The sequence below is a fragment of the Leptolyngbya sp. O-77 genome (assembly GCF_001548395.1).
In the GTDB taxonomy this organism is placed as follows: Bacteria; Cyanobacteriota; Cyanobacteriia; order Elainellales; family Elainellaceae; genus Thermoleptolyngbya.
Map to the genome: position 1 here is coordinate 5004946 of NZ_AP017367.1, position 16139 is coordinate 5021084.

Sequence of the window (16139 nt, forward strand, 5' to 3'; positions counted from 1 at the left end):
CCCCTCTGTATCAATTCCACTCCATTACTCCCCCAGTGGCATCTCTAAGCTAGGCAGCGTAACGATAAAGCGGGTTTCTCCTCGACTGTCTTCGGTGTGGCTACTTTCAACGGCGATCGCCCCCCTGAGTCGCTCCACCAGCCGCCTGACCAACGCCAGCCCCAGCCCTGTGCCGCCATAGCGCCAGGGGTCGTTGCTGGGAATGCGATAGAACCGATCAAAAATGCGATCGCGCTCTGCTGCGGGAATTTCGACCCCAGTGTTGGTAACGCAGATTTGGAAGAGGGTCGGCGTGTTGGGGGCGGTTGGCTCGGTTGGGTCGGTGAAAGCTTGTCCACTCTGCTCCTGGCGGCGCGGTCGGTTCCACGGTCTGGCTTCGACGGTGATGCGCTCTCCAGCGGGGGTATACTTGCAGGCGTTGGTCAGCAGTTCTGTCAAAATGCGCTCCAGGTAGGACGAGTCGGTGATTAGCAGGGGCAAGTTTGCTGCAACGTTGATAAACAACTGCTGCTGATTGTTGCGGGTTTGCTCGATAAACGCTTCGGCAATGTGCGGCACCCAGAGATCGAGGCGGACTTCGCTAGGCAACAGCGGATCGACCTCGGCATCGAGATGCGACAGATCCAGCAGGTTGTTGATCAGGTTTGATTCGCGCTGGCACTCGTCTTGCAAGATTTGGAAATAGCGCGTGATGGGGTTGCTGCGATCGCCCAAAATGCCCAGCCGATCCAGGTGAATTTCCAAAAGCTGAATCGACATCTTGATGCTAGCGATGGGCGTGCGTAGCTCATGGGAAACAGTGCTGAGAAAGTCGTCCTTAAGGCGATTGAGCCGCTCTAGCTCTTCGACCTGAGACAGCGATGTGTAATAAAGTCGGGCCTGCCGGATGGCGATCGCACATTGCGTTGCGACCTGCTGCACTAGGCGAATCTCCGCATCGTTAAACCACTGCTGGCGCTCTCGAAATAGCCAGATATCGCCCAAGATGCCCTGGTCGTCAAACACCGGAAATGCCAAAACTGTCAGAGACGTTTGCATCTGGGGCACAGAATCGGGGACAAGCTGGCAAAACTGAAAGGACAGCCCAGCCAGCAGTTGTCGATATAAATCCGGTTTGTCGGCAAACTGCACGACCTCTCCTTCGGCGCTGGGCAGCCAGGTTGTGTATTCATAGCCAATGATGCTGCTTTGCAAATCAGGGCTGTAGGTCGCAGTCCTACAGCACAGAATGTTGGGCAATCCGCGCCCCACTTCCTCCACCACACCCTGCAAAATCTGGGTTTCGTCCAGGCTGTCGCGCACTTTGTCAGTAATTCGCTTTAGCAGTGCCTCAAACTCTAGCGCCTGCTGCAATTGAGCAGTGCGGTGCGCGACCTGATGCTCCAGGTCATCATTCAGTCGCTGCACTGACTGATACAGACCTGCCTGCTGAATGGCGATCGCCAATTGATCCACCACCGCCTGCACCGTTTCCAACTCCCAACTTTGCCACTGCCGCGACGGTTGCTGATAGTTCAGCGATAGCGACCCCCACACCCGCCGCTCTGCCGCCTCCGTTTCGGCTATGCCAATTCGGGGAATCGGAACCAGCATCCACGCACCCGGAAAATGCTCCGCAAAGGATTGACTAATGGGGTCGGGTTCATTGGCCAAGCTGCTAACGTGCATGACTTGGAGTTGTTTTAGCCCGGCTGCGATTGGATTGCCTGCATCGGGAATGACCACCCCGTTGGCATCAGGCAATTCTGGGCGGTTGCGATAGCTGCATACGTTGATCCAGCAGCCTTGTTCGGGCTGATAGCGCACCAGTTCCGCCCGGTCGAGCCGCAGCATTTCGCCGATTGCAGTCGTGGCGTTGGCGAAAACCGTTTGCAAATCTAGAGAATTGCGAACAGATTGGACAAGCTGGTTTACAAGCTGTTCCTTTTGGGCTTGCTGTTGAGTTTGTCGATACAGTTCGGCCTGGGAAATGCCAATCGCCAGTTGGGTGCTGAGCTGTTGCAGCAGGTCTTCGCTGAGGGCATCCCACTGGTGCGGCGCGGTGCAATGGTGAGACACCAACAGTCCCCATAGCCGATCTTTTACAACAATGGGAATGATCAGCACCGCCCGCACCTGAAGCTGGGTCAACATCTCTCGATAGCAGTCCGACAGATCATCACGCTGCACATCGTTGACGCGATGGATGCGGCCACTCACGTAGGGATGCGAGTCGGGGAGGGACAAGGATGCTGCGAAGCAGGGATCTTCGATGACTCGATCGAGCAGTGATAAAGGGTCGCGGGCGACCGACTCGGCGACGACTTTGCCGCTCCAGTCGGGCTGAAACTGGTAGATCAGCACCCGATCTACCGTGAGGAAGTGTCGTACCTGTTCCACTGTGGCGTGGAGCATAGTCTGCAAATCGAGCGACTGGCGGATGGTTTGTGCTAGCCGGGTAATGAAGCGCTCTCGCTCAATTGCCTGCTGTTCGGTTGCGAGGGTCTGCTGCATGTCAGCCAGCGATCGCCCCTCCAAGGTTTCGGCCTCTTTTTCAGGATCATTTTCAGAGTCATTTGCCTCGCCCAGATCTCGCAAAATTGCCAAGTGTAAATCTGGCGCAGTGCAGGCGGCGATCGCCCGATAGGCAACCTGTCGCAAGCGTCCATCGGCTGTCGAAATCAGTGTTTGCCCAGACTGCTGGCGATCCCGCAGAAATTGGGCCCAGGCAGTTTCAGACTGGCACTCTGGAGGCACAAAATCCTGGAGTCGCCGCCGACACAGCACATCCACAGGCAATTCCAGAAGATTGCTGGCGGCTGAGTTGGCAGCTCGACAATAGCCCGCATCGTCAAACGCCAGCACTGCGTCAAAAGACAGCCCAAAGAGGACTTGCAAGACGGGATTCGCTTCAAGCTCGGTGAGTGGTCTGGCGGCTGGGTTTCCGATGCGCTCATCGTAGATGGACGGACGGATGGGAAAACCCGTAACAGCGTCGCCAGACTCCGGAGGTGGAAGAGACTGTTCAGGGTTCATGTCCCTAGTCAAACTATGGCTGATGTTTATGAATGCAGCGATCGGTGCCAACCAAGGATGGCAAATCGTCGCCTGCTTAGTAATTGAAAATAGAAAAAACTCGGAGCAGCTAGACTTAGTTGCCGTGATGCTGGAGCGCCTGATGGCATGGTAGCAAGAACATTGGGCGCATCCCAGACATGCAAGTTTGCCCTCATCCCCCAGCCCCTTCTCCCCAAAAAAGGAGAAGGGGAGCCGGATTGGAAGTCCCTCTCCCGCTTTAGGGGAGGGATTTAGGGTGAGGGTTACAAAAGTTGGGATACACCCAGAACATTTCACCCTGAGCCATTCGGAAATCGAATTATATCTGCAAACGTTTTATATCTGCAAACGTTACCGAGTGGATGTTGGGTGAAGGTTCCTCTTGAACCGTTTCGACCGTCATTTTGGGGCTGTCTGTCTCGACCGAGCAGCTATCAAAAACTAGCGCTGGGAATAAGACCCTTATTTGCGATTGGTTGGGAGAAAACATTCAGGGAACGGATTGAGTGAACCGATATATTGGGTGAATTGAAAGGTTTGAGTCTTCTACTGTAAGAAGCAGCACTTTACAGGCCATCGACAAAATTAGAGAACTTTCTTGGAAACGAGGGCGATCGCCCGCTGTAATTGAGTGTTTCTACGATTACACTCTCAAAAAATAAAAAACTTGGGCGCATCGCTATAGATTGCCGCGGCTGAAATTTGCGGCCGGAATTTGCAGTTAGAACTTAAGAAAGGGAGACTAGGGCGTGTCATCAATTAAGCCAAGTCAGGGCAGCCGCCATGTAAATTGCACTCAGAAACGTCTCGGCTAACTTGTCATAGCGTGTCGCAATCGCTCGATACTGCTTGAGTTTGGCAAAGAAGTTCTCAATCAGATGCCGCGCTTTGTATAGCTCCTTGTCGTAATCACGCGGTGTCTTGCGGTTTCGCTTGGGCGGAATCACAGCAGCCTTGCCCTGTTGTTGGAGTCGCTCAACCACCCGTTGGTCTGCGTCATATCCTTTGTCAGCCAGGACTGTATCAGCTTGAATGTTCTCTAGCAGCACATCAGCCCCATCAAGGTCACAGGTCTGCCCGGGTGTGAGGTGAAAGCCTGTCGGATTGCCCAGTGCATCGACAGTCGCATGAATCTTGGTGCTCAATCCCCCTTTACTACGACCAATGGCTTGGGCATTGGCATCCCCCCTTTGCCCCAGCACTATGCTGATGAGCACGCACAATCGTGGTGTCGATCATGGCGTATTCGTTGTCTGCATCTTCAGACAGCACCTGAAACACCCGTTGCCATACGCCCGTCTTTGCCCAGCGCCGAAAGCGGGTGTGAACCTTGCGAAAATGACCAAACCGCTCTGGCAAGTCTCGCCAGGGAATGCCGGCTCGATATCGATATAGCACTGCCTCGACAAACAGACGATTATCCTTTGCTGTGACTCCCACCGCCCCCGTCGTCCAGGGAGCAAATCTTGGAGCCGTTCCCATTGGTCATCGCGCAGGGCGTAGCGTCGGGTTGTCATAATCGTCAGATAGCTGAATCACTGCTGATTACAGCTTATCTAATTGATGACACTCCCTAGCCTTCATCCTGAGTATCTTCGGTCTCATCTTCGGCGGGCAAGAGAGCTGGAATGAGGGTAGTAATAAACTCGTTTTTGGTCAGCTTCAGCAGTTTCTCGCCGCTCGTCGCACCACAGGGGAAAGACTCGGCGGGAAGGCGGGCGAGGCGATCGCCACTGGTCAGCACGGTCACCATCGTCCCGTCGTAGGCAGGCACTAGCCCCACCACCGCATCCGTCTTGGCCACAAACTGGAGCGCCTGACCCAAGTCGCCACGATTTGCCAGACGCAGGCTCCGCACGGGCAGCCGCTTGCCCATGCCCTGGCGCGAAATCAGCAGGATCTCGTCGTTCGCCGTCAGCGCGACGCAGCCCGCCAGGGTTTCCTGCTTGCCCAGGCGAATGGCCTGCAATCTCTGTGCCGTGCGGCTTTGCACCGGAAGCTGGTCTTCGTTAATCTCAAATCGCAGCATCCGTCCGCCTGCTGTTGCTAAGACGAGTTGTTCACCCTCAGCCGCCAGCAGCGCAAATTGCAGTGCATCACCATCTTTTAGCTTCAGGGCCGTCAGCCCGCGCCCCGTCAAGTTGGTAAACTCTGCCAGCGGCACCCGCTTGATCCGTCCTTGGGCTGTCAGCATCACCAAATCTAGGCTTTCCAAAAACTCTGGAGCCAGTACAAACTGCGCCACGATCGCATCTTCTCCAGTCTGCGCTCCTGGTGGCAGCAGCGTCACCAGGGGCGTTCCCCGCGACTGGCGCGAGGTGGGAGGAATGTCGCCCACCTTGAGGGTGTAGGCCTTGCCGCTGCGGGTCAGCACGAGCAACTCTTGAGTAGTCAGGGCGGACTCGGTTTGCAGCGCCGGGTCTTCGCTGTCGATCAGCGTTTTGGGTGGCAGGTCGTCTTGCTTGGTCTGCTGCCGCTCGAAGGCTTTGGGCGTAGAGCGGCGCACATAGCCCCGCTGGGTAAACTCCAGCACCACCTCCTCTTCGATCACCTCTTCGGCAATGTCTGCAAGAGTTTCGGCTTCTTCGAGCCGCTCGGTTTCCGTTTGCAGGCGGGTACGGCGCGGGTCAGCAAATTTTTTCTTGAGGGCCCGCAGGTCTTTTTTCAGAGATTTCAGCAGTTCCCGGCGGTTGCTCAGCAGGGTGCGGAGTTCCTGCATCCGGGCGGCGGTTTCGTCGTATTCGGTCTGGAGTTTTTGCTGTTCTAGCCCGGTGAGGCGACGCAGCGGCATGGAGAGAATGGCATCACACTGGCGATCGCTAAAGTCGAACTCTTCTCGAAACTGGATCTTGGCCGCGCCACCATCGGGTGCGTTTCGCAAAATTTCAATCACCCGATCCAAATTTGCCAGCGCCCGCAGCAGCCCTTCTAGGATGTGAATATGGCTCTCTGCCTTGCTTAGCTCGTAGTTGTATTGGCGGGTGAGGGTTTCTTCGCGGAAGGTGAGAAACTGTTGCAGCAGTTCCCGCAGCGGCATCTGGCGCGGCTGTCCATCGGCCAGCGCCAGGAAAATTGCGCCAAAGTTGCTTTGCAGGGGGGTCATTTTGTAAAGCTGGCTCAGCACCCGCTGGGGGTTGGCCTCGCGCTTGAGTTCAATGACCACTCGCATTCCGTCGCGATCGCTCTCATCGCGGATATCCTGAATTCCTTCAATCCGTGCCTGGTTCACCAGATCGGCAATTTTCTCAATCCAGGCGGCCTTGTTCACTTGGAAGGGCAGCTCTGTAACCACGATGGCCGTGCGGCGATGGCGACCGCGCCCTGGCTGAATTTCTTCAAACTGAGCAATGCCGCGTATGGCGATGCTGCCGCGCCCAGTGGTATAGGCATCGCGGATTCCCTCCGTGCCCACGATTTCGCCGCCTGTGGGGAAGTCGGGGCCAGGAATCAGCGCAAAAAGCTGGTCATCGGGCAGGTCGGGATTGTCGATGAGCGCTACCAGCCCGTCCACCACTTCGCCCAGGTTGTGCGGCGGAATATTCGTCGCCATGCCCACGGCGATGCCGGAGGAGCCATTCAGCAGCAGTGTTGGCAACTGGGCCGGCAGCACGACGGGTTCCTGCTGCGAGTTGTCAAAGTTGGGGATGAAATCGACCGTGGCTTCGCCAATTTCCGCTAGCAGCGCCTCATGGCTGATGGCGGCGAGGCGCGTTTCGGTGTAGCGCATGGCGGCGGGGCGGGTCGTCGTCTACCCGAGCCAAAGTTGCCGTGTCCGCCCAGTAGCGGGTAGCGGCTGGAGAAATCCTGCACCATCCGCACCAGCGCGTCGTACACCGCCTGGTCGCCGTGGGGGTGATATTTGCCCAGCACGTCGCCCACGACGCGGGCGCATTTTCGGAAGGGGCGATCGGGCGTGAGTCCCAGTTCGTGCATGGCGTAGAGGATGCGGCGATGTACGGGTTTTAGCCCGTCGCGCACATCTGGCAGCGCCCGCCCCACGATGACGCTCATGGCGTATTCCAGGTAGGACTGCTGCACTTCGGTATGCAGCGCTGTGGCCACTACTTGGCCGGCGGAGAGGTTGAGCTGTCTAGCCATGAGCGTTTTTAAGGACTAAAAGGCAGGTTGAACGAGCAAGAGAACGAACAAGGACGTAAACTTCAAAAAGGTTTGAGCCAGGTTTGGGAGGATTTTTGCAAAAAGTCAAAAAAACGACTTTTTAGGACATCAGCTCGGCATGTCTGAGTTGCCAATGCTTCAGGCTCGCAGGCAAGTTGCCCGAAGATTGTCCGAAACCCAAACATAGCGCTAATTTCGCACTTATCAGCAGCATTACTGAATTACCGATGATCTGCAAGTAGAGTGGGGATTTGGGCGTAGCTGGGCGATCGCCGGGGTCGATCGACCGCGATGACAGGGCGATCGCCATCGAAACCACTGCAAAATGCTATGCTCAGGTTTATTCCTCTTTTATATTTCTTCATCATGTAGCCTAACTGTCTTGGTTAGAAATGTTTCATTCTTTTGAGTAAGGGTGAATAGTGGAGAGAGTGAGCAATTGGCATGAAGACAGTTCTAATTGTTGAAGACGACTTAATTAACGCTCGCGTCTTTTCCAAGATTTTGACCAAGCGGGGCGGGCTTGGAGGTTCGCACACCGAGAATGTGGATGAGGTCATGGAAATTGCGACGGCGCGAGCAGCAGACATTATTTTGATGGATGTGTCGCTGTCGCACAGTGTCTATCAGGGCAAGCCCGTTGACGGCATCAAGATTACCCAAATGCTGAAGGCTGATCCCAAAACGGCGGATTTGCCGATTATTCTGGTTACGGCTCATGCGATGGAGGGCGATCGCGAGAATTTCCTGAAGCAGAGCGGAGCCGACGACTATATCTCCAAGCCCGTGGTGGATCACCAGCGGTTTGTTGAGCAAATCATGTCGCTGCTGCCCCAAGAGTAATTTGATTCTAGTACATTTGTATGAACTTGCCGCTCCCGCATTTGCAGAGGCGGCTTTTTTGTGGGGCAGGGTTCTGCGGCGGGTAGCGCTTTCCGAGCCAGCAATCCTTGGGGGAAGCTTTCCCCCAAACCTCCGCTTGGGGGACGAAGCGCGTCCCCCAAACCCCCTCCGACCTGGCGATCGGCGGTGAAACTGAGAAACGGGCCGCAGCAGATGCGGTTGGAGGATCGCTCAGATTGCCGCCCTGATTACTCCCTGGATTGTGTTTGCGCTGAAAGGGCAACTGGTCGCGGGAACTTCTGTCTGGGTAGAGAAATCCTAAAATCTATCTGCAAAGTCAATCAAAAAAGTTAATTCCACGACAAATCGTGAAATTTCGACAGTTCTACTCTACTTTCCGGCGAGAAACTCCTTTTTCTGCCTTTCTTGCCGGCGTTTTCACTGCCTTTCAACGGCATCCGTTTCGCTCCTGGCGCACGAGGCTAATCGCGCTGGGTCTGGCGCTGTCGATGCTGCTTCACCTGCCGCTGAGCGGGATGGCGCAGTCTGCGCTGCCCACGACGGAGCTGCGCGGCGTTTGGCTCACCAATATCGACAGCGATGTGCTGTTTTCGAGCGATCGCCTCTCCGAGGGACTCCGCCGCCTCTCGCGCCTGCATTTCAACAGCATCTATCCCACTGTCTGGAACTGGGGCTACACGCTCTATCCCAGCGCCACTGCCGAGCGCGTCATCGGGCGACGGGTCGATCCGCACTCCGGGTTGCAGCAGCGCGATATGCTTGCCGAAGCGGTGCAGCAGGGCCACCGCCTGGGTCTGGCCGTGGTTCCCTGGTTCGAGTTTGGCTTTATGGCTCCGGCTGATTCAGAACTGGCGCGACGGCATCCCGACTGGCTGACGCAGCGGCGTGATGGCTCCCAAGTGGTGATGGAGGGCATTTGGCCCCGCGTCTGGATGAACCCATTCCATCCGCAGGTGCAGGAATTCATCTTGAGCTTAATTGCCGAACTCGCCGCCAATTACGAAATCGACGGGCTGCAACTGGACGACCACTTTGGGCTACCCGCCGAACTGGGCTACGACCCCTACACTGTCAAGCTATATCAGCAGGAGCATCAGGGCCAGTCGCCGCCCGCCGACCCCCACGATGCGGAATGGACGCGCTGGCGGGCCGATCGCATCTCTGCTCTAATGGTGCGCCTGTTTGAAACCGCGAAATCCTACCGCCCCGACTGCCTGGTCGCTCTATCGCCCAACACCCAGGACTATGCCTATCGCCACTATCTGCAAGACTGGAAGACCTGGGAGCGGCGCGGCTATGTAGAAGAACTGATTATTCAAATCTATCGGGATAACCTGTCTAGCTTTGCCGCCGAACTCAGCCGCCCCGAAATTGTCGAAGCCCGCAGCCACATTCCCGTCGCCATCGGCATTCTCGCCGGACTCAAAGACCGCCCCGCCCGCCCAGAGGTGATCCGCCAGCAGGTCTTTGCCGTCCGGCAACAGGGCTTTGCGGGGGTGTCGTTCTTCTTCTACGAAACGCTATACGGGCGCGATCGCACGCTCCGCACACTATTTCCCAGAGCAGCCCAGCGACCGAGGGTGGGGTGATGGGGGGAGAGGCGGAAAAAATGAAGAATGAAGAACGAAAAACGAAAAACGGACACTCTTCGTTCTTCTCTCTTCGTTCTTCTCTCTTCGTTCTTTCCTCTTTCCCCCCTCCCTCGCCCTTAACCACCCGACTGCCGAATCTGCGCCAGCGTCTCGCGTATCCGGGGAAGCTGAAGGAACCGTCGGGTTTGCTCAATCAGGCGATCGCCCCACAGGTTTTCTCGCAAAAAGTCGATCTCGGCGTAGCGGTCGTCCAGGCTGAGGGCGGCTTCGCCAGTGGTCAGGGCTTCTTCCTGTTTGCCCTGCACAAACAGCGCCACTGCGACCGCAAGCTGCGGCTCGGCCTGGGTGCCGTCGATGGCGATCGCCTCGCGCCATTTCTCCAGCGCCCCGTCGATGTCGCCCATTTCATACAGCACCAGCCCGATGTTGTTGATGGACGGCCAAAAGTCTTCCTGAAGCTCGACCGACTTTTCGTAGCTCTCGATCGCGTTAGCGTATTGTTTTTGCATGTAGTAGGCATTGCCCAGGTCAAACCATGCGCCGGGTTCGTCGTCCTTGAGCGCCAGCCCCTTTCGCAGGTATTCCACCGAGCGGGCATAGTTTTCTGCACGGAAATAGGCTGTGCCCAGGGCAAATAAAATCGCCGGATCTTCCCGGCTGAGCGATTCGGCCTTGAGCAAAGGGGCGATCGCCTTCTCACCCTGACCCACTTGCAGATACAGGCTGCCCAGCAGCGCCCACACCTGCCCGTTCTGGGGCACAAGCTGCGTCGCCAACTGCGCCCGAATCAGCGCCAGCTCATATTGCTGAAACTGCGCGAGTTGCGCCGCCTCCTGGGCCAGACTTAGCCCTTGCTGCTCCATCCGGGCATAGTCCAACTGGGGCACATGGGGAATCAACGCCTGGGCGATCGCCGGACGCGCCCAAAAGCCTGCGCCCAACGCCAACGGCAGAGCCAAGAGAGGAAAACGCTTCAACACAATCAATTTCAGCTTTAGCAAGGTTTAATTCCAGCACTATCGTTAAATACTGAGCATAGCTTAGACGATGACTCGACAAATCGCCAAAATAAATCGCCGGTAGTGCCTTTTAATAAAGGACGGAGAAAATTAGGAGTCGATATTATAGAGCAGCCCTGATTGTGTACCCACTCACGAACTTGATCCATCATGAAGCCGTATCTCCTCTGCCCGAGCTGTGATTCCGATGACATCATGAAAAGGTAGTGCCATTAGGTAAAGGATGGGGAAAAATCAGTTGTTTGCTCTCGTTGCAGTTTCTCTCGAATCTTTTGGTTGTAGTGATGGATGAAGTTCCAAATCGCCCCAATGTGATTTTCGAGCTTCTTTGAAAATGACAAACTCCGTCGCACTAACCGGGAGATGCGCTGGCGCAACGTATTATTTAATCGCTCAATATGACTCGTTAAACCCGAATCTTTATCCACTGCAAAATGCCGTTTACTGGGCAGTACACTCCTATAAGCCTCCCAATGGTCGGTGTAAATCCGTGCATACTGACGGTATTGACGAGGTAGAGACTGCCATAACGCTTGTGCCGATTGAGCAGAACGGTTTCCCACATGACACCCGATAATTTCACGGCTTGCTCTATCAATCGCCAGCCAGCCCCAGTGTTTGTTGCCCTTCTCATCCACAAATGAGCACAACTCATCCATCTGCACCACCAGTCGGCACGTTGGTTTGGCAACCACCTCCGCTTGCTGAGGTACCTCGGCATAGCTAGCATTCACGTACTGTTGCAACCAACTCTCGGACAATTGCAGCACCCGGGCAATGCCAGCAAGGGGAATGCGTTCGAGCGCATGCAATCAATCAGCGCACAGGTGTCCTTGTCTTTCGGTTTCCATTGAGGATTCTCCACAAACTGACGACCACAATCGCGACATTTATAGTTTTGTTTGCCCCGACGAAGTTGTGCCATTTTTCATGATGTCATCGGAATCACAGCTCGGGCAGAGGAGATACGGCTTCATGATGGATCAAGTTCGTGAGTGGGTACACAATCAGGGCTGCTCTATGATATCGACTCCTAATTTTCTCCGTCCTTTATTAAAAGGCACTACCTGGTGCGGCTAGATTATCTGTGGCTAGATTTAGAAGTAGACTGGTTGGTAAGAAATTAATTGGCAAATTGGCAAATTGCCAAGATTTTCAGCCACTCCCAGTCAAGAACTTGCGACCGACCCCAATGCCCTATGCAAGCCGCCGACACATCCGATAGTTTTCAAAAAGCAGTCCTAGAGCGTCTGGACACCCTCAAGGCAGAGGTAGACGGACTCAAGCAAGAACTGAGCCAGACGAACGTGCGCGTGGAGGCCTACCAAAAGGCATCGAATCAGGTGGTGAATCTGGCGTTTGGGCTGATTGCAACGGCAACGCTGACGATTATTGTCAGCACGGTTTTGCGATAGGAAGCCAGCGAGAGAACGCTAGGGTAGAGGCGAGGAATGGGCTGATCTCTTGGCAGCAAAACTAAAAATTCCTGCTAGCAGCACCCAGTTCAGCACGTTGACCCGCGAATCGTATAGCGGCACGTCGAACAGCGCAAAGCCAACGCTGCTGAAGAAGCCTAGGAGATAGCCGAACAGAATGCCGCGCTCTGGGGCTTGGAAGTTTTGAGACAAAAATTGCCGCACGCCCCGCGCACAGATCCGCCCCACCAGCAGCGTCAGCAGCAGCATTGCCGGAATGCCTGCCTCCACGGCCAGGGTCAGCCACAGATTGTGGGCATGGGAGATGTCCTGAAAATCTGACAGCGCCATCAGGTCGGGCGTGAGGTACTGCGGATACACCAGCTTGTAGTTGCCCAGACCCCAGCCGAGCCAGGGATGGCCGCCAATCATCTGCACTGCTGCGCCCCAGAGTTTCACTCGCGGATCGTCGGCCCAGGTGGATAAGTCGAGCGATCGCCCGCCAATGCCAATCACCGCTGCTCCACCGATTAGGACGACTAGCCCACCCAGCGCCGCCGCTACCGTTTTCCAGCTCGACCGCGCCACCATCAGCGCAAAGCATAGCAGTTGCAACACCGCCAGCAGCAGGGCATTGCGAGAGCCTGAGCAAAAAATGCCCAGCAGGTTGAGCAAGGTCGCGCCGGAAATCAAACGCAGGGGAACAGACTGGAGGGCCTCTGCCCCAGCGTTTTGTGCGTCGGGTTGGTGGTTTGACCAAACGGACTCTGCGGAGTCTGGCAGACTGTGTGGCACAACGGCCCGATCCAGCGCCAGCCGATAGAGGATCAGCCCCAACCCCAGCGCCATCACCAGCACCAAAAAGCTGCCCATCGCATTGGGATGTTCGAACATCACCATTGCCCGACCCTTGTGGGGGGCGGAACGAATCCAGCGAAACAGCGGAAAATGCCGCCACCAAACGGGCATTCGGGGAATTTTGATGATATATTCCACCAGGCTGATCAGGTTGATGGGAATGGCAACCAGAACCAACCCCAGCGCAATCTGGGCAAGCCGTTCAACGCGGTTCAACAAGTACGGCAGAATGGCGAAAAACAGGAAGTAGGGCAAAAAATTCGCCAGTTGCAGCAGCGCTTCGCCCCGGTCGTAAGCAAATACCGCACTCAGCAGCAGCAGCCCGCTCAGCAGCAGCAATCCGCCGCCTGTAAACCTGTCTAGCCCCGCCCGCCGAAACCGCCGCCATAGCCGCGCCGTCACGGCCACCATGCCCAGCAGCCCCACGTAGGAGACGTAGGGCATCGCCATCAGGCTGACCCAAAATAGATGCCATACAGAGTTCCATACAGAGTTCCATAGAGAGCGCAGGGAGCGCGATCGCCCCCAAAACCGCATTGGTTCGCGCCTGGCTCTCTGTCCTGCCACGTCAGTACGCCCCTTCGCCCGACAGCACCACCCACACCGTCCGCATCAGGATATACAAATCCAGCCATACCGACCAGTTGCGGACGTAGTAGGCATCCAGATTCACCCGCTCTTTATAGGACAAATTGTTGCGCCCCGACACCTGCCACAGCCCCGTCAACCCCGGCGTGACCTTTGTATACAGGGCAAATTTTTCGCCATAGCGCGGAATCTCCTCATCCACAATCGGGCGCGGCCCCACCAGGCTCATTTCGCCGCGCAGGATATTCCAAAGCTGGGGCAATTCATCCAGGCTGGTCTGTCGCAAAAACCGCCCGACGCGGGTAACCCGCGGATCGCGGCGCAGCTTGTGATCCCGTTCCCAGGAGCGGCGCAGCTTGGGGTGAGCGTCCAGATAATCCTGCAAAACCTGGTCGGCGTTTTGCACCATCGAGCGAAATTTCCACGCCTTAAAGGGTTCGCCGTTTTGCCCGATGCGGGTTTGCCCGTAGAAGATGGGGCCGGGCGAATCGAGCCGAATTAGCACCGCAATCAGGATGATAAACGGCAGCACCAGCAGCCCGCCAAACAGGGTAATGACGCGATCGAGCGCAAACTTGACCAGGCGCGGCCCTGGCAAGAGCAACTGCTGCCGCACCTCTAGTCCCAAAATGCCGCCCATGTCCCGCGCTTCGACCCAGAGGCTAGAAAAGTCGAATAAATCGGGAATCACCAGCAGGTGGGCAAAGGTTTGGGTGTGCTGCTCAATTACGTCTAACAAACGGACGCGGGGCACGCCGGGCATGGCCACAATGGCATAGGGAATGTGGCGCGATCGCGCGATGACGGGAGCCAGATCAATGCCGCCCATCACCGGAACCCCGTGCAGCGAGCCGTGCTTGGCGGGGTCGTCATCCAGCACCACCACCGGGCGCAGCCCAATGCGGGGTCGCTTTTGCAGCGTCCGCACGACCATTTCGCCCGTCTTGCCTGCGCCCAGCACCACTACCGGGTAGCCCCACCAGCGCTTGCGGGCAAACCAGTGCCGCGTGAGCGATCGCCCAATCAGCACCAGCACGATAGACAACAGCCACGCCATCACAAAAATGCCGCGTGAGTAGACCTCACCGCTCTGCCGCAAAAAAATCGTCACACCCAGCAGAAAATACACCAGGCTCGTGCCAATGGTGACGCAGCGAAACTCATCAATGGGACTCTGAGCCACACCAGGATACAGCCCAATTGCGGCATACACGACCACAAACAGTCCCATCAGTGGCAGCAGTTGCCAGTAGAGGATCGGCTGAAACTTGCCATCGAGAAACCAGCGCAAATAGACGCTAATTGTTCCTGCCAGACTCAGCATTAGCAAATCAGAGCCAATCATTCCCACCAGCGTTGGAACGGTGCGGGTGGAAATGCTCAAAGCAGATAGCGCCGGACGTAGGGTTCGGTTAAGTTGCATTGCGTTCCGTTACTCCTCACGCTACTACTTTAGGGGATCTTTACCTCATCCCCGCTGAAATTTTGCCCACTGCTGGTCTACAAATTGCGCTAGCTCGGCACGAAAGCGATCTGGGGTAAATCGTTCGGCATTTTGGCGTGAGTCGTCGGGGCAGAAATGAAAATCCCCCGCTTCGAGCGATCGCACGGCTTTGACGATCGCCGCCACCGTCTGTTCCGGCATCAGAATCCCTGTTTTGCCAGGAACGACTGTCTCCGCCGCGCCGCCGCGCCCATAGCCAATGACAGGCGCACCCGCCGCCTGCGCTTCTACCATCGCAATGCCAAAGTCTTCCTCGGCCGGATAAACAAACGCCTTGCAGCGCTGCATGTGGTCGCGCACCACGTCGTCGGGCTGTCGGCCCAATAGACGCACCGTGGGCCCCGCCAGTGCCGCCACGCGCCGAAATTCTGACCCGTCGCCAATCACCACCAGCGGCAAGCCCAGTTGCGTAAATGCTTCCACCACCAAATCCACTCGCTTGTAAGGCACAAATCGCGACAGCGTAAAGTAAAAGTCTTCCCGCTTTTCCTCCGGCGAAAACTGATCCACCGCGACGGGCGGATAGATTACCCTGGCAGGCCGCCGATACGTTTTCCAAATTCGACGAGCCACAAACCGGGAATTTGCAATGAAATGATCGACGCGATTGGCACAGGCAACATCCCACAGGCGCAGGTAATGGAGAATCCCCTGGGCGATCGCCGCCTTGGGTCCCCGCAGCCGAGCTTCCTGAAAATACTGCTGCTGCATTTCCCAGGCATAGCGGATGGGCGTATGCACATAGCTAATGTGGAGCTGGTCGGCGCGGGTGATCACGCCCTTGGCCACAGCATGATGGCTCGACAAAATCACGTCGTAGGGCGACAGGTCAAACTGCTCGATTGCCAGCGGCATCAGCGGCAGATAGGCCCGAAAGCGCGGATTGGCAAACGGCAGATGCTGCAAAAACGAAGTCGTTACCGGGCGGTGCTGAATAAAAAAGCGCAGATCCTCCGGCAAAAAATCCACCAGGCTAAACAAATCAGCTTTGGGATAAAGCTGCAACATCTGCTCGCACACCCGCTCCGACCCGGCATAGGTGACCAGCCACTCATGGACAACGGCGATCTTCATGGCACAGTCTTGGGCGCGGGATAAATCATGGGGTCTGGGCGTGGCGTGGTTTGAATCGGTGTGCAAGGGG

11 protein-coding genes and 2 pseudogenes are annotated in these 16139 nt (G+C 56.4%); 4 read left to right on the forward strand and 9 right to left on the reverse strand.

Features of this window, described 5'->3' with window-relative positions; translation table 11 throughout:
* Window positions 1–24: 24 nt before the first annotated feature.
* Window positions 25–3015 carry a GAF domain-containing protein gene (locus tag O77CONTIG1_RS21165; RefSeq protein ID WP_068514862.1) on the reverse strand — a complete coding sequence of 997 codons (2991 nt, stop codon included), beginning with the start codon at window positions 3013–3015 and terminating at the stop codon, window positions 25–27.
* On the opposite strand from O77CONTIG1_RS21165, the gene O77CONTIG1_RS24975 reads away from it, so the two are divergent.
* On the forward strand, window positions 3014–3169 hold the full coding sequence (locus O77CONTIG1_RS24975; protein ID WP_156435555.1) for a hypothetical protein: 156 nt from the start codon (window positions 3014–3016) through the stop codon (window positions 3167–3169). The genes O77CONTIG1_RS21165 and O77CONTIG1_RS24975 overlap by 2 nt on opposite strands.
* Window positions 3170–3791: 622 nt before the next feature.
* Here O77CONTIG1_RS24975 and O77CONTIG1_RS23920 read toward each other — a convergent pair.
* The 3 genes and pseudogenes from O77CONTIG1_RS23920 to O77CONTIG1_RS28205 form a co-directional block, all read right to left on the reverse strand.
* Window positions 3792–4553 (reverse strand): annotated as a pseudogene (locus tag O77CONTIG1_RS23920) (IS5 family transposase).
* A gap of 56 nt (window positions 4554–4609) precedes the next feature.
* Window positions 4610–6763: a DNA topoisomerase (ATP-hydrolyzing) subunit A gene (locus O77CONTIG1_RS21180; RefSeq protein ID WP_286132445.1), complete on the reverse strand. Its 2154-nt coding sequence runs from the start codon at window positions 6761–6763 to the stop codon at window positions 4610–4612.
* Entirely contained in the window at window positions 6712–7134 is a 423-nt protein-coding gene (locus tag O77CONTIG1_RS28205; RefSeq protein WP_286132446.1) for a DNA gyrase subunit A, read from the reverse strand. The genes O77CONTIG1_RS21180 and O77CONTIG1_RS28205 overlap by 52 nt, the downstream gene beginning before the upstream one ends.
* Window positions 7135–7599: 465 nt before the next feature.
* Here O77CONTIG1_RS28205 and O77CONTIG1_RS21190 point away from each other — a divergent pair, with 465 nt between their 5' ends.
* A complete protein-coding gene (locus O77CONTIG1_RS21190) occupies window positions 7600–7998 on the forward strand; it encodes a response regulator (RefSeq protein ID WP_068514867.1) in 399 nt (132 codons plus the stop codon).
* A 368-nt stretch (window positions 7999–8366) separates the two neighbouring features.
* Complete coding sequence (locus O77CONTIG1_RS21195; RefSeq protein ID WP_225894633.1) at window positions 8367–9608, forward strand: glycoside hydrolase family 10 protein; 1242 nt, start codon at window positions 8367–8369, stop codon at window positions 9606–9608.
* Between the two features lie 119 nt (window positions 9609–9727).
* Here O77CONTIG1_RS21195 and O77CONTIG1_RS21200 read toward each other — a convergent pair whose 3' ends face one another.
* Window positions 9728–10570: a tetratricopeptide repeat protein gene (locus O77CONTIG1_RS21200; protein WP_225894634.1), complete on the reverse strand. Its 843-nt coding sequence runs from the start codon at window positions 10568–10570 to the stop codon at window positions 9728–9730.
* Between the two features lie 272 nt (window positions 10571–10842).
* A pseudogene (locus O77CONTIG1_RS21205) lies at window positions 10843–11607 on the reverse strand (IS1 family transposase).
* Between the two features lie 222 nt (window positions 11608–11829).
* Here O77CONTIG1_RS21205 and O77CONTIG1_RS21210 point away from each other — a divergent pair.
* Entirely contained in the window at window positions 11830–12045 is a 216-nt protein-coding gene (locus tag O77CONTIG1_RS21210; protein ID WP_068514869.1) for a hypothetical protein, read from the forward strand.
* Between the two features lie 18 nt (window positions 12046–12063).
* Here the strand turns inward: O77CONTIG1_RS21210 and O77CONTIG1_RS21215 are convergent, their stop codons facing one another.
* From O77CONTIG1_RS21215 to O77CONTIG1_RS21225, 3 genes are read right to left on the reverse strand one after another with little or no spacing between them, the layout of a single operon-like run.
* Window positions 12064–13440, reverse strand: coding sequence for an O-antigen ligase family protein (locus O77CONTIG1_RS21215; protein ID WP_084782891.1), 1377 nt, complete (start codon window positions 13438–13440; stop codon window positions 12064–12066).
* Window positions 13441–13471: 31 nt separating this feature from the next.
* Window positions 13472–14914 (reverse strand): undecaprenyl-phosphate galactose phosphotransferase WbaP, encoded by a 1443-nt coding sequence (wbaP, locus tag O77CONTIG1_RS21220; protein ID WP_068514874.1) that lies wholly within the window; start codon window positions 14912–14914, stop codon window positions 13472–13474.
* 45 nt (window positions 14915–14959) lie between these two features.
* Window positions 14960–16135, reverse strand: a complete 1176-nt coding sequence (locus O77CONTIG1_RS21225; RefSeq protein WP_286132447.1) for a glycosyltransferase family 4 protein — start codon at window positions 16133–16135, stop codon at window positions 14960–14962.
* Window positions 16136–16139 lie beyond the last annotated feature (4 nt).

Coding starts and splice junctions, on each gene's coding strand:
- O77CONTIG1_RS24975 (WP_156435555.1), top strand. CDS start 3,014: ATGTCCCTAGTCAAACTATGGCTGATGTTTATGAATGCAGCGATCGGT.
- O77CONTIG1_RS21165 (WP_068514862.1), bottom strand. CDS start 3,015: ATGAACCCTGAACAGTCTCTTCCACCTCCGGAGTCTGGCGACGCTGTT.
- O77CONTIG1_RS21180 (WP_286132445.1), bottom strand. CDS start 6,763: ATGCGCTACACCGAAACGCGCCTCGCCGCCATCAGCCATGAGGCGCTG.
- O77CONTIG1_RS28205 (WP_286132446.1), bottom strand. CDS start 7,134: ATGGCTAGACAGCTCAACCTCTCCGCCGGCCAAGTAGTGGCCACAGCG.
- O77CONTIG1_RS21190 (WP_068514867.1), top strand. CDS start 7,600: ATGAAGACAGTTCTAATTGTTGAAGACGACTTAATTAACGCTCGCGTC.
- O77CONTIG1_RS21210 (WP_068514869.1), top strand. CDS start 11,830: ATGCAAGCCGCCGACACATCCGATAGTTTTCAAAAAGCAGTCCTAGAG.
- O77CONTIG1_RS21215 (WP_084782891.1), bottom strand. CDS start 13,440: ATGCGGTTTTGGGGGCGATCGCGCTCCCTGCGCTCTCTATGGAACTCT.
- wbaP (WP_068514874.1), bottom strand. CDS start 14,914: ATGCAACTTAACCGAACCCTACGTCCGGCGCTATCTGCTTTGAGCATT.